General features: G+C 65.3%; 14 protein-coding genes. 6 read left to right on the top strand and 8 right to left on the bottom strand.

Annotated features, from left to right (window positions below):
- Positions 1-12: 12 nt before the first annotated feature.
- From GRX03_RS13020 to GRX03_RS13010, 3 genes are read right to left on the bottom strand one after another with little or no spacing between them, the layout of a single operon-like run.
- Positions 13-1,359, bottom strand: coding sequence for a DUF58 domain-containing protein (locus tag GRX03_RS13020; RefSeq protein ID WP_159764657.1), 1,347 nt, complete (start codon positions 1,357-1,359; stop codon positions 13-15).
- Positions 1,356-1,952: a DUF7269 family protein gene (locus tag GRX03_RS13015; protein ID WP_159764656.1), complete on the bottom strand. Its 597-nt coding sequence runs from the start codon at positions 1,950-1,952 to the stop codon at positions 1,356-1,358. The genes GRX03_RS13020 and GRX03_RS13015 overlap by 4 nt, the downstream gene beginning before the upstream one ends.
- Positions 1,949-4,708: a transglutaminaseTgpA domain-containing protein gene (locus tag GRX03_RS13010; RefSeq protein WP_368278434.1), complete on the bottom strand. Its 2,760-nt coding sequence runs from the start codon at positions 4,706-4,708 to the stop codon at positions 1,949-1,951. The genes GRX03_RS13015 and GRX03_RS13010 overlap by 4 nt, the downstream gene beginning before the upstream one ends.
- A 21-nt stretch (positions 4,709-4,729) precedes the next feature.
- On the opposite strand from GRX03_RS13010, the gene GRX03_RS13005 reads away from it, so the two are divergent.
- The 3 genes from GRX03_RS13005 (at position 4,730) to GRX03_RS12995 (ending at position 8,689) form a co-directional block, all read left to right on the top strand.
- Positions 4,730-5,371: a DUF309 domain-containing protein gene (locus tag GRX03_RS13005; protein ID WP_159764654.1), complete on the top strand. Its 642-nt coding sequence runs from the start codon at positions 4,730-4,732 to the stop codon at positions 5,369-5,371.
- A 65-nt stretch (positions 5,372-5,436) separates the two neighbouring features.
- A complete protein-coding gene (gene rqcH, locus GRX03_RS13000; protein WP_159764653.1) occupies positions 5,437-7,557 on the top strand; it encodes a ribosome rescue protein RqcH in 2,121 nt (706 codons plus the stop codon).
- 73 nt (positions 7,558-7,630) lie between these two features.
- Entirely contained in the window at positions 7,631-8,689 is a 1,059-nt protein-coding gene (locus GRX03_RS12995) for an NAD(P)-dependent glycerol-1-phosphate dehydrogenase (RefSeq protein WP_159764652.1), read from the top strand.
- Positions 8,690-8,707: 18 nt separating this feature from the next.
- Here GRX03_RS12995 and GRX03_RS12990 read toward each other — a convergent pair whose 3' ends face one another.
- Positions 8,708-9,190: a hypothetical protein gene (locus tag GRX03_RS12990; RefSeq protein WP_159764651.1), complete on the bottom strand. Its 483-nt coding sequence runs from the start codon at positions 9,188-9,190 to the stop codon at positions 8,708-8,710.
- A 134-nt stretch (positions 9,191-9,324) separates the two neighbouring features.
- Between GRX03_RS12990 and gatE the strand changes: the two genes are divergently transcribed.
- Entirely contained in the window at positions 9,325-11,193 is a 1,869-nt protein-coding gene (gene gatE / locus GRX03_RS12985; RefSeq protein WP_159764650.1) for a Glu-tRNA(Gln) amidotransferase subunit GatE, read from the top strand.
- A 9-nt stretch (positions 11,194-11,202) separates the two neighbouring features.
- Here gatE and GRX03_RS12980 read toward each other — a convergent pair whose 3' ends face one another.
- The 3 genes from GRX03_RS12980 to GRX03_RS12970 form a co-directional block, all read right to left on the bottom strand.
- Positions 11,203-11,886, bottom strand: coding sequence for a hypothetical protein (locus GRX03_RS12980; RefSeq protein WP_159764649.1), 684 nt, complete (start codon positions 11,884-11,886; stop codon positions 11,203-11,205).
- Between the two features lie 264 nt (positions 11,887-12,150).
- Entirely contained in the window at positions 12,151-13,986 is a 1,836-nt protein-coding gene (locus GRX03_RS12975) for a formate/nitrite transporter family protein (RefSeq protein WP_159764648.1), read from the bottom strand.
- A 55-nt stretch (positions 13,987-14,041) separates the two neighbouring features.
- Positions 14,042-15,664, bottom strand: a complete 1,623-nt coding sequence (locus tag GRX03_RS12970) for a GTPBP1 family GTP-binding protein (protein WP_159764647.1) — start codon at positions 15,662-15,664, stop codon at positions 14,042-14,044.
- Between the two features lie 118 nt (positions 15,665-15,782).
- On the opposite strand from GRX03_RS12970, the gene GRX03_RS12965 reads away from it, so the two are divergent.
- Both GRX03_RS12965 and hmgB read left to right on the top strand, forming a co-directional pair.
- Entirely contained in the window at positions 15,783-17,999 is a 2,217-nt protein-coding gene (locus GRX03_RS12965) for an Ig-like domain-containing protein (RefSeq protein WP_159764646.1), read from the top strand.
- 66 nt (positions 18,000-18,065) lie between these two features.
- On the top strand, positions 18,066-19,403 hold the full coding sequence (hmgB, locus tag GRX03_RS12960) for a hydroxymethylglutaryl-CoA synthase (protein ID WP_159764645.1): 1,338 nt from the start codon (positions 18,066-18,068) through the stop codon (positions 19,401-19,403).
- A 126-nt stretch (positions 19,404-19,529) separates the two neighbouring features.
- On the opposite strand, the gene GRX03_RS12955 is transcribed toward hmgB, so the two are convergent.
- The gene (locus tag GRX03_RS12955; RefSeq protein ID WP_159764644.1) at positions 19,530-20,237 is read right to left on the bottom strand and encodes a helix-turn-helix domain-containing protein; all 708 of its coding nucleotides are present in this window, start codon (positions 20,235-20,237) and stop codon (positions 19,530-19,532) included.
- Positions 20,238-20,272: the final 35 nt, after the last annotated feature.

The raw sequence follows: 20,272 nt of genomic DNA, 5'->3' as shown, positions 1-20,272 counted from the left end.
AGCGTGATCCGGTCATAGCTGTGGGAGCGTTCGGTCGAGTGCGTACTCGACGGGGAACTCGGCGGGCCAGTCAGTGACAGTTACGCCCGCGCGTTCGAGCGCGCTGAGTCGCCGTCTGCGGTGGATCGCGCCGATCCGGTGGCCGGTCGTCGTCCCCGCGGTAACGTCCGGACTGATGACGTGACACGCGTGGTCCCGGGCCGCCAGCGCGGAGGCACATTCCATCGGCCAGTCGTCGACCAGCGGAGAGCAGAGCACGACCTGTGCGTCGGCGGGAACGCGGGCCACGAGCCGCTCGGTCAGCGATCCCCGCCCCGGACCGGCCCCCCCGTCGGCGCGGAGCGGTGTCTGCCCTGTTTTCGCCCGCGCATTCGGCCCGTCGGTCCCGACCGTGCCCTGTGTGTCGGCCGCCGCGCGGGTCGCCGTCCGGAACAGCGCGGTCGACGCCCCGTCCGGCGAGTTCGAGTCCACCCAGGGGACTCCGTCGGCCCCGACCAGCGGTTCCGGACTGTCCTCGAGACCGACGGCAGACAGCGCCGTGATGACGCCCGCGCTGTCGAGTGACTCGTACATCCGCTCGGCCGCGTACGCGGCCAGGCTCGCCCCCGTCGGGTAGCCGCGGCTGTGTCGGACGCGTGTACACGGCCGGCAGTCGATGATAATTACCGTTCTGGCCGCCTGTTCGCGGCGGTACTGGACGGTGACGAACTCCCCGGTCTTGGCGACCTGATGCCAGTTGATCCGGTTCATCGGATCGCCGGGGTGGTACTGCCGCGTCGAGTAGAACTCGAGACCACTTCCGCCGGTCTCGGTGGCGACAGTCCCAGTGTGCTGCAGCGTCGCCTCCATCAGCGGTGGGTCGCTGAGCGGCCCGCCACACCGCAGCGTCCGGTCACCCTCCGCGGAGATCGTTCGTTTCTGGAGATCGGTCCCGGCGAACGACCGGAGGCGACAGTCGGGGTCTCCGAACTCGAATCGACCGCGTTCGAGGACGACGGTGTACTCGATTGTCAGCCTCTCGCCGGGTCGGAGCGGCTTGCTCCCCCGCGCGGACCCGTCGACGACGGGACAGCTATCCGGAACGCCGTCGGCCACGCGCAGGTCGGGAAGCACCGTCGATCCCGTGTTCTCGACGCGCAGCGTGACGCGTACCTCCGAGCCGGGGCCCGCGCCGGTCGCCTCGAACTCCCGGGTCGCTGTGAGGTCGACACCGTCCGGAACGCTCGATACCGAGCCGTACAGCGAAAAGACCAGTCCGATGACCGCGCCGGCGACGAGGACGAGATTCGCGAGCAGGAGTCCGAACCCGGCCGTCACGAACGCCGCGACGAGTCCGACATCCCAGCGGCTGACCGTCATCGACGTTCGACCTCCTCGATCACCGCGACGGTCCGCTCGATCCGTCGGCGGCGTTCACGACGCGGAAAGACGAACAGCCGAACCTGTGCCCCGAGAGGCGTTGCAGGCCCGTCTTCGCCGGCCAGAAACGCCGCCACGAGCGGGTCATTACACCACGTCCCGTCGCTGACCGCTGTTCGTGCCTGCTGTTCGGTACAGCCAACTAGATCGGCGTACACGGCTGCTGCGGTCTCCTGTAGACGCTCGCGCACGGTGACGAAGTCCTCGCTGCCGTCCTCGATTGCCGTCTGCACCTGCCGCTGGAGGTGATGTCCGGCAAGTCCCTCGACGGAGTCGGAGTCTCCCGGGTCCCGGTCGAACTGATCGGTCGTCCCCTCGCGGTCGGCCGCCGGCGAGCGAAGCCCGATGAGCAGGTAGCCGATCAGTCCCGCCCCGGTAAACAGAAGCGTCCGGGTCGGCCCGACGGTTTCGATCCGTTCGAGAAGCGACTGCACCGCCCCGAGCGAACCCACCGCCGGGACGAAAAGCAGGGCGATTCCGAACAGAATCGAGAGGATGCCGACGACCCCGAACGCCGAGCGATGCCAGTTCACGACTCTCTCCCCTCCGTCTGTTCGATCTGCTCGATTGCCTGCTGCACCCGTTCGAGCCGATCCGACGGCGACCGAGAGCCGTACTCGACCTCCCTGAACGTGTCCCGGAGTTCGGCGACTGGCTGCTCGGGCAGGCCGTCTTCCTCGACCGCGTGGTCCGCCAACTCACCGGGTGTGCTCGTCGTCGTCGAGTCGGCGCTGACCGAATCCAGGAACCTGTTCCACGCCTCCCGGACCGTGAGCTGTTCTCCCGACGAGTGATCCGACCCCGCGTCCGAGCGAACGACCCGCCAAATCCTGTCGACGATACCTCCGATCTCGCGGCGGAGTTGGCTCAGGCTCGTCGTTCCCGTGAAGACTCCACCGACGGTGCGCAGGCCGGACCGAATCCGCCGGACCGCAACGACGACGTAGCGATCACCGTCTGTGACCAGCGCAACAAATCCGTTTTGGAGACCGCCGATGCCCTTCGCGAGGACCCCCCGGAACAACTGCCCGATCGCCTGCGGACCGATCCCCCGCCGCCCGAGTACGTACCCGACCAGGCCGAGCAACGCGAGCAGTCCGAGACCGACCCCAGCCGGAACGTACAACAGCCCCGTCAGTGTCGTCGAGATCGTCTGCCCGTTGGTTCGAACGCTGATTGTTGCGGTCGGGCTGAACGGGAGTGACACCTCAGCCGTCCCGTTGGCATCGGTCACAGCGACTTGCTCCCCGGCGACGGTAACCGGCACGCCAGCCGCCGGTTCGCCGTCGAGTCGCGCCGTCACCGTCGCCGCGCCGAAGGGATTCGGCCCGAGCGGTCCCGTCTCGACCGACAGCGTCAGTTCCGGAATGGTGATCGTCCGTTCGCCGGAGATCGGATCGCGCTCGACTGTCACCGTCACGTCGCCGGTGCGATCAGGCAGTTCGATCACGAGTTGGCCGCTCTCGTTCGTCCGCCCGACCCGCTGTCCGTCGACCCTGACGGTCGCGCCGTCGATCACGACGTCACCGATCCGGGCGGTCAACAACAACTCTCCGCCGGGTGCCGGTTCGCCGCTCGTGACGATAGACGCCGTTCGGTCGATCGGATGCGTATCAGTCGGCTCCTCTGACTGGCTGAGCGAGGGCCGTCCAACCTGGTTGCTCGATACTGTTGTGGCTGTCGTGGGGGCACTGCCGAGCGATCCCGCCGCGGAACTCGACCCGCCGAGAACCGTCGCGTTCCCCTCGGGTGATTCGTATAGCTGGTCGGTTCCGTTCCCCTCGGAGTCGAAAATCGCGGTCTCCAGGGCGTCCGGTGTCGCGTCAGTCCCCTCCCTGATCTGTACCGTCAGTTCCTCGGCGTCTGGAACGGTCCCGACGACCGTTCCGTTCCGGTCGGTGATCCCGACCGATTCGCCGTTGAACAGCACCTCGACTCCCGGGACCGCGGCGTCGTTGTACGTCACTGTGAGTTCGACGGCCGTCCCCGGAACGGCGGTCCGGTTCAGCGAGGTTTCGAGCCCGGTCTGCTCGTCGGCGTCCGATCCCTGCCCGCCCGGCGAGAACGCCTCGCCGGGGCTGCCCGGATCCTCGATGTCGAACTCCCCGTCGACGTTCTCGAGTGCCTCCTGTTGGCGCTGGAGGCGTTCGTTGCCCGGTGTGGGATCGAACCGGACCCAGCCGACGCTCTCGAAGTACACTTCGACCCAGGCGTGGGCGTTCATCCCCCGAACCTCGTAGGTGTTCTCGCCGACGCGCTGCCCGGAGGTGTACCCGACAACGTATCGTGCCGGGATACCCTGTGAACGCAGCATGACGGCCATCGACGTGGCGAAGTACTCGCAGTATCCGGCGTCCATCTCGAAGATGAACGTATCAGCAATCGAGTTGCTGCGTTCGGAGACGCTGAGATCGTACTCCTTGTTCGAGCGGAGATACTCCTGGACGGCCCTGGCCTTCTCGTAGGGGTCGTCCGCGTCGGCCTGCTCGAAGACGCTCTCGGTCCGTTCGGCGATTCGGTCGGGCGTGTCCTCCGGCAACTGCGTGAACCGATCCTCGATCGCGTCCGGATACGACTCCGAGGTCGAACGAAGCCGGTCGACATCGTTTCGCGGGGCGAAACTGACCCCTTCGATCGTCGTTCCCGGACTCAGCGACGATCCGGCCTGAACCGCGCCGTTGTCGCTTACGAGCGGGTTCTCGATGCCGCTGACCAGCGCCGGACGGTACGCCGTCGGCACGGCCGACGCCCGCTTCTTGAGGGTGATCTCGTAGTCGATCCGTTCGCCGTCTGGACCGGGGTGGCTGATCCTCCCGTCGACGGGACTCGTCTCCGTCGAACGCGTCCAGCCCGACCCGGTGTACGTGCCGTAGGCGGCCGTCCGCCAGTACGTTCGCTTCGAGCTCTCGACGACGAAGTGAACCTCGGTGCTCGTCGTCGCGAACGTCTCACTGTTGAGCCCGATTTTGCCGCCGACGCCGGTCCCTGCCCCTGGACTCAGTGCACCAAGTCCGCCCCCGCCTCCGCCGGAGCCGGCGCCGGGGTTCGGCGCCGCACTCTCGCCGGGGAGCACCTGTTCGAGCGGGCTGCCGGCCAGCCCGTCGACCGCGAACGCGGGCATCAACAGCGTGACTGCTACGGCAGCACACAGGCAGCCGACGACCAAGCCGATACGGGTCCAGTCCCGGCCAGCGGGCTCAGCTGAGTCTCCGTCCATAGGGCGGCAAGTTGCCGCGAGATTCGAGACCGACGCAGTTAGATGTATCGTTCGGTACAGTGACCTTTTCACCCTCGGCCGACGAGAGCGGGTATGGACGCTCACCTCCGGGCCGGTATCGCCATCTTCAACGCGGGAGGGTATCACACGGCCCACGACGCCTGGGAGGAGTACTGGCTGGGGTTGGACTCGGGAACCGACGACGAGCGATTTCTCCACGGTCTGATCCAGTACACCGCCGCCGTGCATCACGCCCGCGACGGCAACTGGGCCGGGGCGACCGGACTCGCGGACTCCGCCCTGGAGTATCTCGGATCCCTCCCCGCACAGTACCGCGGTGTCGAGGTCGAGTCGATCCGGTCGTCCCTCCGGCGTCTCCGCGACGACCCGGAGGTGATCGAACGCCGCCGGCCGCTCGCGCTCACACACCGTGGAGAGGCGCTCGCCCCGGAGGATCTCGACTTCGAGGCGACCGCCATCGCGGCCGAGGCGCTTGCCGAACGCCGCGGGGAGGAGGATCTACTCGACCGAGCGACGAGCTACGCCCGGGAAGACCTCGACGGAACCGCCGAGCCAGGCCGCGGCGAGACCGACAGTCGCATCCTCCCGCTCGTCTTCGATTACGTCCGGGACCCCGACCACCGCTCGCTCGTGGCTCGACGGCTCGAACAGCACTGCGACCGCCGGCAGGCCAAGGCGGACGACGTGGCCGGTCTGTTCGATCCCGAGGGGTAACCCGGCGTTGCGCTCCGGCGAACCGGCAACGACACCTCTTTGCCGGGGATGCACCAAAGCGGGGTATGGAGCAAAAGCGGGAGCTCACCAGCGTCGATCTGGCCGCCCTGACGGGCGAGCTATCGGCGTACGAGGGGGCCAAACTCGACAAGGCCTATCTCTACGAGAACGGCCTGGTGCGGCTGAAGATGCGACACTTCGATCTCGGACGGACAGAGCTGTTGATCGACACCGGCGAGACCAAGCACCTCCGGGTCGCCCCACCGGAACACGTCCCGCCGGCCCCGGAGCGACCGCCGAACTTCGCGATGATGCTCAGGAACCGCATCGAAGGGGCGGAACTGGTAGGCGTCGAGCAGTTCGAGTTCGACCGGATCGTCTCCATCACCTTCGACCGTCCCGACGGGTCGACGACGCTGGTCGCGGAGCTGTTCGGCGACGGCAATCTCGCCGTCCTGGACGAGAACGGCGAGGTGGTCGACTGTCTCAACACCGTCCGACTCAAATCCCGGACGGTCGTCCCCGGCGCGAAATACGAGTTCCCCGACGCCCGATTCAACCCCCTCCGCGTGGACTACGACGCCTTCGAGGCCAGACTCACCCAATCGGACACCGATGTCGTTCGCACGCTCGCGACCCAACTGAATCTCGGCGGTATTTGGGGGGAGGAACTGTGTACCCGGGCCGGCGTCGAGAAGACACTCGACATCGAGGAGGCCGAATCCCGGCACTTCGAGGCCATCTACGAGGAACTGCGTGCCCTGCGTGACCGCATCGACAGCGGCGACTTCGACCCGCGTGTCTACCGCGAGCGGACCGACGGCGACGAGCCAGGCCGCCGGATAGACGTGACTGCGGTTCCGATGGAGGAGTACGCCGACCTCGAACCGGTCCGGTTCGAGCAGTTCACCGACGCGCTGGACGACTACTTCACCCACTTCGACGAGGACGACGAGGAGGCCGCGGCGTCGGAGGACCGCAACCGGCCGGACTTCGAGGCCGAAATCGAGAAGCAGAAACGGATCATCGAACAGCAACAGGGAGCAATCGAGAACTTCGAGCGCCAAGCCGAGGCCGAGCGTGAGAAGGCGGAGTCGCTGTACGCCCACTACGACCTGGTCGACGAGATTCTGACGACCGTCCGGGAGGCCCGCGCGGACGGAACGCCCTGGGACGAGATCGAAGCCCGGTTCGAGCAGGGCAGCGAACAGGGGATTCCCGCCGCCGAGGCGGTCCGGTCGGTCGACGGGAGCGAGGGCACCGTGACGGTCTCCATCGACGACAGCGACGTTACGCTCCGGGTGAGCGACGGGGTCGAGAAGAACGCCGACCGCCTCTACACGGAGGCGAAGCGAATCGAGGAGAAAAAGCAGGGCGCACAGGAGGCGATCGAGAACACCCGCGAGGAACTCGAAGAGATCAAAGCGCGGCGCGAGCGGTGGGAAGCAGAGGACCGAGGCGAGGACGACGAAGACGAGGACGAGGACGAGGACATCGACTGGCTGAATCGGTCGTCTGTCCCCGTCCGGAAATCCGAGTACTGGTACGAGGACTTCCGGTGGTTTCACACGAGCGACGGCTTCCTGGTCATCGGCGGGCGCAACGCCGACGAGAACGAGGAAATCGTCAAGAAGTATCTCTCTCGCGGTGACCTGTTCTTCCACACGCAGGCCCACGGCGGTCCCGCGACGGTGCTGAAAGCCACGGGACCGAGCGAGGCCTACGACGACTCGATCGAGATTCCGGATCGCTCGACGGAACAGGCCGCGCAGTTCGCCGTCTCGTACTCCTCGATCTGGAAAGACGGGAAGTTCGCCGCAGACGCGTACATGGTCGATCACGACCAGGTGTCGAAGACGCCCGAGAGCGGCGAATTCCTCGAAAAGGGGGGGTTCGCGATCCGCGGCGACCGGACGTACTTCGAGGACACGCCGGTCGGGGTCGCCGTCGGGATTACCTGCGAGCCGGAGACGCGCGTCATCGGTGGCCCGCCGGAACCGATCCGCGAGCGCGCCGAGACAGTTATCGAGGTCGAACCGGGCAAGTACGCCCAAAACGACATCGCGAAGCGGCTCTACCGGGAATTTCGGGACCGCTTCACCGACGATTCCTTCGTCCGGAAGGTCGCGAGTCCGGATCTCATCCAGGAGTTTCTCCCGCCGGGCGGCAGCGTCATGCGCGAGTGAGAGTCCGGAGCACCGGCCTCCAGCCGCCGGATAGATCCCCATCTTCTTACTGTCGGGCGGAATAGGGAGGGACATGTTCGAGAAGACGACCTGGATTCGACTCCCGCGAAGCGTCGTAGTCGGCCACGGCGTTCTCGGCCAGACGGCGGAGGTGGTCGCGGACAGCCACCTCCCCGGCCAGCCGTTGATCGTCACGAGTCCGACGCCGCGGGAGGTCGCGGGCGAGCAGGTCATCGAGGCGCTGTCGACGGTCGGCCCCGAACCGGAGGTGATCGTCGTCGAGACGGCGAGTTTCGACGCCATCGAGGAAGTGCTCTCGCGCGCGGCAGAGGTCAATCCCGGCTATCTCGTCGGCCTCGGCGGCGGCAAGGCAATCGACATCGCGAAGATGGCCGCCGCGGACCGGGATCTGGGTTTTATCTCTATCCCGACGGCAGCGAGCCACGACGGAATCGTCTCCGGGCGCGGATCGGTTCCGGACGGCGACACGAGACACAGCGTGGCGGCCGAACCGCCGCTTGCGGTCATCGCGGACACGGAGATCATCGCTCAGGCACCGTGGCGGCTCACGACCGCCGGCTGTGCGGACATCATCTCGAACTACACCGCCGTCCGGGACTGGCAACTCGCGCACCGTCTCAAAAACGCCCAGTACTCCGAGTACGCCGGCGCTCTCTCTCAGATGACCGCGGAGATTCTCGTGGAGAACTCCGATTCGATCAGGGAGGGCCTCGAAGAGTCGGCGTGGATCGTGGTCAAGGCGCTGGTCTCCTCGGGAGTGGCGATGAGCATCGCTGGCTCGTCCCGGCCCGCAAGCGGCGCTGAGCACCTCTTCAGCCACCAACTCGACCGCCTCGCGCCGGGCACGGCGCTGCACGGCCACCAGGTCGGAATCGGATCGATCATCACCGCCTACCTCCAGGGCGGCGACCGCGAGGAGTGGCACGACGTTCGGGACGCCCTGGAGAGCATCGGCGCACCGACGACCGCCGCCGAACTCGGCATCGACGACGAGACGGTGATCGAGGCGCTGACGACCGCCCACGAGATCCGTGACCGGTACACGATTCTCGGTGACGGGATCAGCGAGGCCGCCGCCCGCGAGGCCGCGAGCGTCACCGGCGTGATCTGAGCGCGTCCGCCTCGGCAGTCACGCGTAGACGGGGTGATCGTTGGGGTCGAACGATTTCCAGACGGCGCCCGCACCCGCCGTCCCGGACGTGTGTTCGCCCTCGAACAGCACCGCGAGCGTGTAGACAGTTTCCCGGCTCTCGTCGTTGCCGTCGTGGAGACCGAGGATCGTGACGGCTTCGAGTCCGTCGATCTGACAGGTGATCCCCGCCATCTCGTCGACCGTCTGCCGTGCGACCCGGTGGAGTTCGACGTCGAAAGTCGTCGTCGTCGACGGGAGCACCTCTCGCCCGTCCTCGTCGACGTACAGCACCTCCGTCTTGTCGTTGAGCACTTTCGCGTGTACGTCCAGTTCCTTGCACCCTGATTCGTTTCGTTTCCGTTCGTACTCCGCTGTCGGAACCGTCACCGTGCGCTGGTTCACCGAAAACGAGCCGTATGACTCCTCCAGCGCCGATAGCTGTGACTCCACAGCGCCGCTTGTCTGCTCCACCACTCCCATAGCACGCCCCTTGGACTGGAGCTACCTAAATCCAGGAGACGTTATCACTCAGTAAAATTCCAGTTAAAAACCCCCGGTTGGGCGACACCCACGCATAGTACGTTTTTTGACTCTGGGTGACCCACCCGAAAGCAATGAGCGAGTACGACTACGACGATCTCGGGTTGGTTGCGGGACTTGAGATCCACCAGCAACTCGATACCGAGACGAAACTGTTCTGCGCGTGTCCCACGCGGCTGCGCGACCCCGAGGAGGCGAGTCGGACGTTTACCCGCTATCTGCATCCGACCAAAAGCGAACTCGGTGAACTCGATCAGGCCGCCGTCGAAGAGAGCCGCGTCGACCGCGAGTTCGAGTACCTCGCATACGACACCACCTGTCTCGTCGAGGAGGACGACGAACCGCCGGGCCGGGTCGACGAAGAGGCGATCGAGACGACTCTCGAAATCGCCCAGTTGATGGAGATGGAGCCGGTCGATCAGGCCCACGTCATGCGAAAGATCGTCGTCGACGGCTCGAACACGACCGGGTTCCAGCGCACGATGCTCGCCGCGACCGACGGCGTCATCGAGACCGAGGAAGGCAACGTCGGCATCGAGGATCTCATGCTCGAAGAGGAGAGCGCCCAGCGCGTCGAGGAGACCGACTCCGGCGTCCGCTACAGCCTCGACCGGCTCGGAATCCCGCTCGTCGAAATCGGGACGCGCCCGGACATCTCCTCGCCGGAGCAGGCCCGCGACGCGGCCGAACAGATCGGCATGCTGCTGCGTTCGACCGGTAAGGTCAAACGCGGACTGGGGACGATCCGCCAGGACGTCAACGTCTCCATCGCGGAGGGTGCCCGCGTCGAGATCAAAGGCGTACAGAGCCTGGACGACATCGACGACATCGTTCGCAACGAGGTCGGCCGACAGGTCGAACTGCTCGACATCGCGGCGGAACTCGCCGACCGCGATGCGGCGGTCGGTGACGTGCGGGATGTCTCCGAGGTGTTCGCCGAGACCGACAGCGGCGTTATCGGCGGTGCGCTCTCCGGCGACGGGAGAGCGATGGCCGTGCCGCTGTTCGGCTTCGACGGACTGGTCGGCCGAGAGATCCTGCCCGACCGTCGCCTCGGAACCGAGTTCGCGGATCACGCCAAACGCCACGGCGCGGGCGGCATCTTCCACACCGACGAACTGCCCGCCTACGGCGTAACCGAGGCCGAAGTCGAGGATCTCCGAGACGCCGTCGGTGCCGGTCCCGAGGACGCGGTTGCGCTGGTGGCGGACGATCCCGAAACGGCCGAGTTGGCGATCGAAGCCGTCGCTGACCGGGCCGAGCAGGCGCTCGACGGCGTCCCAGAGGAGACCCGCGGAGCCAACGAGGACGGCACCACCCGCTATCTCCGTCCGCTCCCCGGCGCGGCGCGGATGTACCCCGAAACCGATGTGCCGTCGGTCGATCTCGATCCGAGCGAGGTCGACCCGCCGGAGCTGTTGACCGAGAAGATCAGCCGCTACCAGGAGGAGTTCGGGCTGGACGCGGCGCTGGCCGAGCAGGTCGCCTACGGCCATCGGATGCCGCTGTTCGAGCAGGCCGTCGAGATGGGCGTCGACCCGACGCTTGCGGCCGACACGCTCGAATCGACGATGACAGAACTCCGACGTGACGACGTGCCCGTCGAGAACGTCACCGACGAACACTTCGAGGAGCTGTTCGCGCTGCTGGTCGAGGACGAACTCGCCAAGGAGGGGATTCCGGAGCTGTTGACCGCACTGGCGGAGAATCCGGAGCTATCGGCCAGCGAAGCCGCCGAACAGCAGGATCTCGGCAGTGCCGGCGAGGACGAGGTCCGGGAGGCCGTCGTCGACGTCGTCGAGCGCAACGAGGAGCAGATCGAAGCGGAGGGCATGGGCGCGTTCTCCGCGCTGATGGGCGAGTGCATGGGTGCGCTTCGCGGAAAAGCCGACGGCGACGTGGTCAGCGACGTACTGCGCGAGGAGATCCAGAAGCGAGCCTGAGACCGCCCGTTACAGTGTTTCGGACTCCCAGTTTCCGTCCGCGATGACGGCGTCGAGTATCCCCGGCAGTTCCGCTCGTTTGTACTGAATCCGCGCGGCGAGCGACCGGCGCGTGATCTTTTCTCTGGTCGTCTCGTCGAGTCCGTACTCGGCCGAGTGGGCGAGTTCGACGACGTATCGACTGACTGCATCGAAGTCGTCTTCCATCTGCCAGCCCAGATCAGTCTCCGCTTCTCGGTAGTGCTCCGCAGCACGCTCGTACGCCGGGTCGGGTTCGTCTAAGCCGCCGAGGACGCGAAAGTCACCCCGAACCTCGTGGAGCAGCCCCTCCCGTGCACCCTCGAACACCCCCGCCTCGAACAGTTCCGTCGCCAGGTCGTGGCCGCGTCGAGCGTATCGACGACACTGTGTCGGCGCGTCAGCGAGGCGATAGCAGAGCGCCCCCGCGAACAGATTCTCGACCGCATACCCGAACGCGGTCGGCCAGACCCCTACCGGTTCGTCTATCGACGTGTTCTCCGGAGAGGGCCGGAGCCGCATCTGGTTGCCCATCGCAGCGGCGACGTAGTAGGCTCCGGCCCGTTCGAGTCGGTCCGCGCGACGGCACTCGCGTGCGTGGGTGAGATACTGGCGTATCGCCCGAACTGAGGCCCTGTATAGTTCGGCGCTAGTGCACTCCTCCTGATCGGTCATCCTGCCCTGTACAGTTCCGAGCGGATCTCCAAGAATGTGTGTGTCGCCCAACAACTCTTCGGGAAGACTGCCCGATCACTCTGGGTCCCGTCGCATCTGCTCGTGAAATCGGTCGTCGATACGTCGTCCGACCACTCCACTTCAGTCCGAACGAGAGTGCCGACGACCTGGCCCTGAAGATGGATCATCGGGCGCCAGCAGAGCGTGCGTCTCTATCGGCTCGATCACGTGATAAGCGTTCTACGGCGTTCGCCGGACCCCTCCTCAGCCGAACAGCCGCTGGCGAAGCGAGCGCTCGTACGGTTTCTCGGCGAGCAGCACCGAGCAGTCGACCTGGTTGACCACGTCGAGGTGCAGAGAGTTCGAGGCGAGACGGGAGAGCAGTCCCCGTTCGGTCGCCCCGATCAGGACGAGCGAGCGCTTCTCGGCTTCCCGCCTGATTGCCCGCTCGACGTCGCCGGAGTCGTCGACGATCATCGTCGCGTCGTCGAGGCCGCGGTCGGCGGCCCAGTTGCTGAGGAATCGCTCGCCCTCCTCCTTGGTCGTGTCGCCTTCGACGACGTGCAGTAGCGAGATTCCGGTCCCGAGTTCCCGCCGAAGCGCCCGAGCGACCTCCGCGCTGAGATCGGAGTCCGGGCCGCCGGCCGTCGCCAGCAGGACCTCGTCTAACTCCAGCCCGCGGTCTTTCAGGACCAAGAACTCGCAGGGGAGCGTTCCGGTGAGTTCGTCGATCTTGCTCGCGGATTTGATCGTGCCCCACGGCTTGTTGTCGTCCCAGGCCATCACGACCTGATCGGGCTGATCCTGGGTCACCTGGTGGAAAATCTCCCGGAAGGCGTTGTACGAGACGACCGTCGAACTCTCGACGTGCACGTCGAAATCCTCGGCGCGGTCACAGAAGTCCTGGAGCTTTCGCTCGGACTCGGAGACGATCCGCTTTCGCTGGCCCGTCCCGGCCCGCATCGTCATCCTGTTCGGTACCTGAACGATGTGGACGAGGTGGACCGACACGTCCTCTCGCTGGCTTGCGAGGGTGTACGCGAAATCGACGAGGCCGGACTCCGTTCGGGGGTTGAAGATCGGAACCATGATCCGGTAGCCGTTGCCGGCCTCGGTCTCGCTTCCGCTGTGGGTGTCGAGCAGGGGGACGTACTGTCTGCCGACGAGGCTGCCGAAAAACCACTCGGGCATCGACAGCCTGCTGAACGTCCGGGCGTCGTCCATCGCGCCGAGACGCCCCTCGCTGGTCTGGTAGTAGTTGACGACCGTGACCAGGACGACGCCGCCGAGGGTGTTGCCGAAGAAGACCGGAATCACGAACTGGAGCATCCCGGTGGCCGCCTCGACCTGCCCGAGCGAGAGCAAAAAGACCATCTCGGTGAACGAGACGACGACGTGATAGAGGTTTCCGAGCGGGATGCAGAGGAAGGCGAGGTAGACGACGACCAGCCGAGAGATGGTATCACGGGAGGCGTACTCCACCCAGACGACCCCGGCGACGATCAGTCCGGCGACGGCCCCCTTGAAAAACAGGTTCCAGACCGGCTCGCTCACTCCTTTCTGGCCGAGGTACTCGACCATCCCGAACGCCTCGGGCGAGAGCACGCCCGTGTGCGCGAGGACGACCGCACCGATGGCACCGCCCGTGAAGTTTCCAAGCGCGACGACGGTCCAGTTGCGAAAGAGCGCGGGGAAGGACGCGAGTCGTTCGAGCGTGAGCGCGACCGGGGGCAGCGTGTTCTCGGTGTACAGCTGGTAGCCGCCGATGATGATGTAGATGAAGCCGATCGGATAGAGCAACGCCGAGAGGACCGGGGCAGCGTCGCCGAACTTCCCGGTCGGGGACGTTCTGGCCAGCAGGGACGCGTAGATGAGCAGCGTGATCGTAATTGCGAACCCGCCGGCGACGGCACTGAAGAACAACTCCCGTCGCCCCTCGGTGATCTCCTCCTCCGCCGCGGCGATGATCCGCTGGAAGATTTCGTCCGAGGAGAACCGGTCACGGACGACCGATCCCTCCGACGGCGCGGCCGGTCGCTGTGGGTCGGGATCGGCGGCTGCACTCTGCTCTCCGGTCTCTGGTGGGCCGTCGTTCGACATTCGTTCGGCCCGATGTTTCCCCGTCGGGGTTGGTAATGCTTTGGGTTATCCTCGTTCAGGGGTCGAGATCGCTGACGGTCCCGACACCTTTCGATTGGCCTTCGCGGAAGACGAATCGCTGGCCCTCCTCGACGAGATACGGGCGGAACTTGAACCGAACCGTCGCCGTCCCGCTGTCACCGGGCAGTAGCTGTCCGTCGTCGGGATAGATCGCCGCCGCCTCGCTGACCGTTTCGAGGTGGATCACCGGCTCGTACCCTTCTCCGATGGTCGTCGGATGGTTGAGTACCATTATCTCGGCCTCGAACTCTCGAACCGGTTCGGGGTCGGCCTCCCTCGGAAGCAGCGCCATCCCGCGTTCGATCTCCTCCTCGTCGACGCCTTTCAGCGCGATTCCGACGATTCGGCCGGCCGTCGCCTCCTCGACGCGGTGGTAGTGCATCTCGATACTGCGGACTTCGACGTCCCGAAAGGTTCCGTCGGGCATCGGTCCGAGGCTGAGTTTGTCGCCCGTTTCGACGGTCCCGGTGCGGATGGTTCCGGAGGCGACCGCACCCACGCCGGTGACGTTGTACGTCCGGTCGACGTACATCTGAAACGATTCCGTTTCGGGCGTCTCTCCGGTCTTCGGCAACTGCTCGAAGAGCGTGTCTAACGTCTCTAATCCCCGCTGTGTGACGGCGCTGGTCGTGACGATTGGGACGACCGTCTCGCTGATCTCGTCGATGGCCGCCTCCACCCCGTGTCGCTCGATCCGCAGCGGCGAGCGGTCGGCGTCCCGAAGCAGGCGTTCGATCTCGCGTTCGACCTCGGCGAGTCGGTCGTCGTCGACCAGATCGGCCTTCGTGATCGCGACAATCGTCGGGAGTTCGGTCGCGAGCAGGATTCCGAGATGCTCTCGCGTGGTTTTGGTCGGCCCGTCGTCGGCCGCGACGGTCAACAGCCCGTAATCGAGTTTCTGGCCGACCAGCCCGCGGATCGTCGTTCGGAGCCACGGCTCGTGACCCACCGTGTCGACGAACGAAACCAGCCTGTCGGCCTCCTCGACGATCCGCGCGCGGTCGCCCTTGCGGTGCGGGTTGTCCATCCGGACGGCACCCTCGTCGTCGAAGCCGTAGACCCCGTAGGAGAGGTCCGCCGAGAGGCCGCGTTCGATCTCGTGTGGTCGGACGTCGAGAAAGCCCCGGGTTCCGCCCTGGCCGTCGTCGGCATCGCCGGTGACGAGGGAACCGACCAGCGTCGATTTCCCGTGGTCGACGTGGCCGGCCGTGCCGATGACGATGTGCTCGTCGTCCTCCATGACTGCGCCTTCCTCGATGGTCGCCAGGCCGACCAGTCGCGTCTCGTCGCCGTCTCCGTCGCGCCAGTCGACGCCCCAGGTCTCGACGTCGGCGATGTGTGCATCGGCTTTCTCGGCGAGCAACGACAGCACGTCCATCGACTCCGAGAAGGTCTCCTGTTCGATCCCGGTGATCGTCCCGTCGTCGCTGACGCCGATGACGTACGTTGCGGTCCCGTCGCCGGACAGTACGCGGTGGCGTAGCTGTGCAACGAGGCTGTCTAACCGATCATCCGAGAGATGAAGATCCTTCGTGAGCCGTTCTTTGAACTCGACGCTGCCACCCTCGCGTTCGCCACGCTCGACGACGCGTTCGAGCGCGGCGGGTTGCGGGCCCATGGGGTGGGGTTACATGCCACTGTAAATAAGCCTTCCCCGGCCGTGAGAGCTGCTACCAAGCCACTGTGGTCGCCCGCCGGCAAACACCTTTATATTTAGGAGCATCCTACCGCCGACAATGCGGTTTCTCTCGGACAGCAGGGCTCAATCGGTCCAGATCGGAGCCGTGTTGCTGTTCGGGATTCTCATCATCCTCCTCTCGACGTGGCAGGCGTTCGTGATTCCGAACCAGAACCAGGAGGTCGAGTTCAATCACAACGAGCGAGTCCAGCAGCAGATGACCGACCTCCGAAGCACCGTCATCTCGATGCCGGGTGCGGATACGCCCCAGTCGGTCACGGTCGATCTGGGGCTCCGGTATCCCTCCCGAACGATCTTCAGGAATCCGCCGCCAGTGAGCGGCACGATACAGACACTCGACACGACGAACGAGTCGTTCAACGTCACGATTCGAAACGCCGAGGCACAGAACGACGACTTCGGTCAACTCTGGGCGCGCGACGGCGCGACCTACAACACCGGCGCGATCGAGTACCGCCCTTCCTACAACGAGTACGAGAGTGCGCCCCGAACCATCTACTCGGGGACGGTGCTGTACAACGCTTTCGACCGGGAGAACCAGCAGTTGCCGGTCAGCGGACAGTCGCTGGTCCGGGGCAATCGGATCTCGGTCGTCGCGCTGAACGGCTCGCTGAGCGAGAACGGCGTCCGGAGCCGATCACTCGACTTCGAGCCGCTCAGCACGCAAACCCGCGAGGTCGAGATCGAGCCGGAACCGGGCGAACGGATCGTACTCGAACTCCCGACTCGGCTGGGGGTGAACCGCTGGCGGACGCTTTTCGAGAGCGAACCGAACGTCAACAGTTCGGCGGTCACGCTCGATCAGTCCGCCTTCGGTGACGAGGGAGTCGGTCTGCTCCGCGTTCCGCTACGTCCCGACCCCGTGGGCAGTCAGGACTTCTATCGGCTACAGCTCGCGAAAGTCGGCATCGGGACCGGTACGACGACACCGAACGCGGCGTATCTGACTCCCGTCGAGGGGAACGGCACCGAGATCCAGCGCAGCGAGTCGGTCGAACTGACGCTCGAAGTGCGGGACGCGTACAACCGGCCGGTGAGCGGCCAGCGGGTGTTCGCCGACGCTGAGGCGGGTACGATCACCAACAGCGAACCGACGGACACCAGCGGGCAGGCGACGTTCACCTACCAGACGGACAGCACTACCTCGACCGGGACGACCCGGATCAACTTCAGCATCGACGGGCCGATCGGGGCCGGCTACGACAGGAATTCGCCGACGAACGTGACGATGGAGGTGGCGGTGACGAGTTCGCAGAACGGCGGGGGCGGCAACAGTGCCTACTCGACGACCTGGCAATCGCCATCCGGAACTGGCGACAATACCGGGAGCAGCCTCACGAACTGCGACGCCGAGGATTGCACGTGGGATGTCGGGGCGAGTGGAGACGACACGCTGACCCTCCGCGCAGCAACTAGCCCGACCATCGAGGGTGCAAGCCTCGATTTCTCGGTCGACAACAGCACGGTCGGCAGCATCACGCCCGGAGAGAATACGACGACGGCCGCGGGCGAAGCCACGACCGAGTTGACGGCGAAGGAGAACGGGACCGTTGGTATCTACACGGCGAGTGGTGGGTCGAGTGACGTGATCAACGTCACCGTCGAGAATGTCACTGCTGCTGCCACGACGGACATCGCCATGCGGGTCGACGACCTCACCAACCGGCGGGCGAACGAGCCCAGGTTCTACGTCTCGTACGACGTTGGCGTCTCCCACGACAATGTCGAGATCATCGCCGAGAGCACGGAGAGTTCTGCAAGCGCCCAGGCGACCGGTGCGGTGGGCCGTGACGGTCGTCTGCTCGCTCCCGGATTCGGGAACGGGGAAGAGTTTGAGATTACCGTTCGAGCTTTGGAAAGCGGTAGCACTGTTGCAGAACGGACCTTCGTGACAAACGCAGATACTCAGAACCCCGCCGAAAACGACGACCTGAGTCGCTCGTCCAGTGCACAACTCCTCTCCTCCGATATCGTTGACCGGTCGAAGCCTAACCAGAACGAGGTCATCTACCGATTCGATTGGGACGTCTCCAGCGGAGACTTCTCCGAAGTCGAACTGCTGGTCCTTAACCGGAACGGAAACGGGGCATCGACGACGCAGACCACGAATGTCCGACAGAACCAGAACGTCGACGTGGAGCCCGGCGATGGCACCAACACAGTATACAAGGTCGGACTCCTCGTCCGTGACTCCGACGGCGTCGTCGTCGACAGCCGAACCGTCGAAGACACGGCCGAAGGGAACGGCCCGTGACGCAGTTCGACAATTGACGAACTGACAGTCGACAGAGACTTATAGCTATTCACCGACAGTAGGTGTATGACAGAAGTGGGAATCGACGGCATCGAAATCTGGGCAGGAAAGCTCGAACTGGATCTCGCGGAGACGTTCGCGCCCGCGCAGGACGACGACCCCGGGAAATACACCAAGGGGCTCGGCCTCTATTCGTCCTCGCTGCCGGACGTCTACGAGGATATCGTGACGATGGCGGCGAACGCCTCGAAACGACTGCTCGAACGGAAAGGCCTCACGCCGGACGACATCGGCCGGATCGACGTGGCCACGGAGAGTTCCTTCGACAAATCGAAGCCGATTTCGACGTACGTCGCTGGCTGTCTCGAACAGACCTTCGAGGGGGACTTCCATCACGCGAACAAGGGCGAGCGGAAGTTCGCGTGTGTGTCGGGGACGCAGGCGCTCGACGACGCGTACAACTGGATTCGAGCGGGCCGGAACCGCGGCCGGAAGGCGCTCGTGATCGCGACCGACACGGCGCTGTACGAGCGTGACGACCCCGGCGAGGCGACTCAGGGTGCCGGTGCCGTCGCGATGCTGATCGACGAGGATCCGGACGTGACCGCACTGAGTGACGCACAGGGCTTCGGCAGCGCCGACGAGACGGACTTCCTCAAGCCGAACCAGCAGTTCCCGAGCGTCGACGGCAAGCGCTCGATGCAGGTGTATCTCGCCCGGATGCGCGAAGCGATGATGGACTTCGAGCGCAACGGCGGCGACACCCACCCGGACAACTTCGAGCTGATCCCCTTCCACACGCCGTTCCCGGGGATGGTCCGGAAGGCGGCCGTCCTCGGCTACCGACACTGTATCCGCGACACCGAGATCGAGGACGAACTCGCCGAGGAGATCGGCCGCCAGCCCCGCCCCGAGGCGTTCGACGACGAGGAGGAGTATCTGGACGCGGTCAAAGAGTACACTGAAGCCCTTGGCGAGACCGACGCCTACGCCGACTGGTACGAACGGACGGTCCAGCCGACGCTCGCCATCTCGGAACAGGTCGGCAACTGGTACACCGGCTCCGTCCACATCGCCCGGGCCGCCGGACTCGCGGAGGCGCTCGAAGAAGGGCGTGAGCTGAGCGGACGGGATCTACTGGTCGCTTCCTACGGCAGCGGTGCCCAGGCGGAGATCCACGCCGAGACGGTCCAGCCCGGCTGGGAGGACGAAATCGCGCAACTGAACATCCAGGAGCAGATCGAGAGCCGCGAACCCATCGACTTCGAGCAGTACGAAGCGATTCACGACGTGCACAACCACGACGCCGAGACGGACATGGAACCGCTGACGACGCCCGAAGGCGAGTTCGTCTTCGACGGCTGGGGCCGGATGGGTGAGCGCAAGTACACCTACGTCGAATGAAAACCTCCGCGCGAACGGAGTGAGCGCGGTTCACTCTGCCGGAGCGTAGCGACGGCAGAGACCGTTTTTCAAGTTTTTGCGAGGAGTGGTGCGCGAAGCGCACTCGACGAAATAAAAAGTGGTGGGTCAGGGCAGATCCTGGTGGCGTTCGAGCATCGTTTCTAAATCGAGATTCGTGACGGCGAGTGAGAACCCGTCGACGCGGGCCAGGTCGGCCGCGTGCTCCCACACGTCGCTCTCTTCGAGACCGTGTAAGACGACCGCGTGCGGCGTCGGCTTGACGACTCGCAGAGCCACGAGTGGGGATTCGCCGCGCGTGACGTTCGTAAAGACCAGCGCGCGATTCGTGCTCTGCCCGTAGAGATTGTAGAACTCGTCACTGGAGAGTCTGCGAATCGCCTCGATGCTGTCGATGATCGTGTGTCCCGCGATGGTGTCGCGGCTCCCCCGTACTAGCTCGGTCGCCCCGATGGCCTCGTAGTACCGATCCAGCGGGATGTTCGCCGGATACTCTCTGAGGTCGTGGACGACGGCGCTGTCGAACCCGGCGGAGAGGACGCGTGCGAACTGGCGGATGTGTCGGCCGCCGCTGCGTTCGTCGATCTCCAGGAGGGCTTGCACCGCCCGACGAACGATCCCGATCCCCGGATTGTCCCGGCGGCCGCTCTCGTAGTCCGAGACGACCGACGGGGAGACACCGAGTTCGTCGGCCAGATCGGTCTGTGCGACCTCGAAATCGGTACGCCACTTCCGCAGTGTCGCCCCCGGATCGTCGCTCAGCGTGATCTCACCCGCCATCTTCTCGGCGAGTCTGTTCCGATCCTCCCGAGCCATATGCTGTCACGGAGAGGATCTGAAATAAGCCTGCC

The organism is Halovenus carboxidivorans, from assembly GCF_009831575.1.
Classification (GTDB): Archaea; Halobacteriota; Halobacteria; order Halobacteriales; family Haloarculaceae; genus Halovenus; species Halovenus carboxidivorans.
Note: the sequence above shows the minus strand (reverse complement) of the source record. Positions and strands in the feature narration are given on the sequence as shown.

Coding starts and splice junctions, on each gene's coding strand:
- GRX03_RS13020 (WP_159764657.1), bottom strand. CDS start 1,359: ATGACGGTCAGCCGCTGGGATGTCGGACTCGTCGCGGCGTTCGTGACG.
- GRX03_RS13005 (WP_159764654.1), top strand. CDS start 4,730: ATGGACGCTCACCTCCGGGCCGGTATCGCCATCTTCAACGCGGGAGGG.
- rqcH (WP_159764653.1), top strand. CDS start 5,437: ATGGAGCAAAAGCGGGAGCTCACCAGCGTCGATCTGGCCGCCCTGACG.
- GRX03_RS12995 (WP_159764652.1), top strand. CDS start 7,631: ATGTTCGAGAAGACGACCTGGATTCGACTCCCGCGAAGCGTCGTAGTC.
- GRX03_RS12990 (WP_159764651.1), bottom strand. CDS start 9,190: ATGGGAGTGGTGGAGCAGACAAGCGGCGCTGTGGAGTCACAGCTATCG.
- gatE (WP_159764650.1), top strand. CDS start 9,325: ATGAGCGAGTACGACTACGACGATCTCGGGTTGGTTGCGGGACTTGAG.
- GRX03_RS12980 (WP_159764649.1), bottom strand. CDS start 11,886: ATGACCGATCAGGAGGAGTGCACTAGCGCCGAACTATACAGGGCCTCA.
- GRX03_RS12975 (WP_159764648.1), bottom strand. CDS start 13,986: ATGTCGAACGACGGCCCACCAGAGACCGGAGAGCAGAGTGCAGCCGCC.
- GRX03_RS12970 (WP_159764647.1), bottom strand. CDS start 15,664: ATGGGCCCGCAACCCGCCGCGCTCGAACGCGTCGTCGAGCGTGGCGAA.
- GRX03_RS12965 (WP_159764646.1), top strand. CDS start 15,783: ATGCGGTTTCTCTCGGACAGCAGGGCTCAATCGGTCCAGATCGGAGCC.
- hmgB (WP_159764645.1), top strand. CDS start 18,066: ATGACAGAAGTGGGAATCGACGGCATCGAAATCTGGGCAGGAAAGCTC.
- GRX03_RS12955 (WP_159764644.1), bottom strand. CDS start 20,237: ATGGCTCGGGAGGATCGGAACAGACTCGCCGAGAAGATGGCGGGTGAG.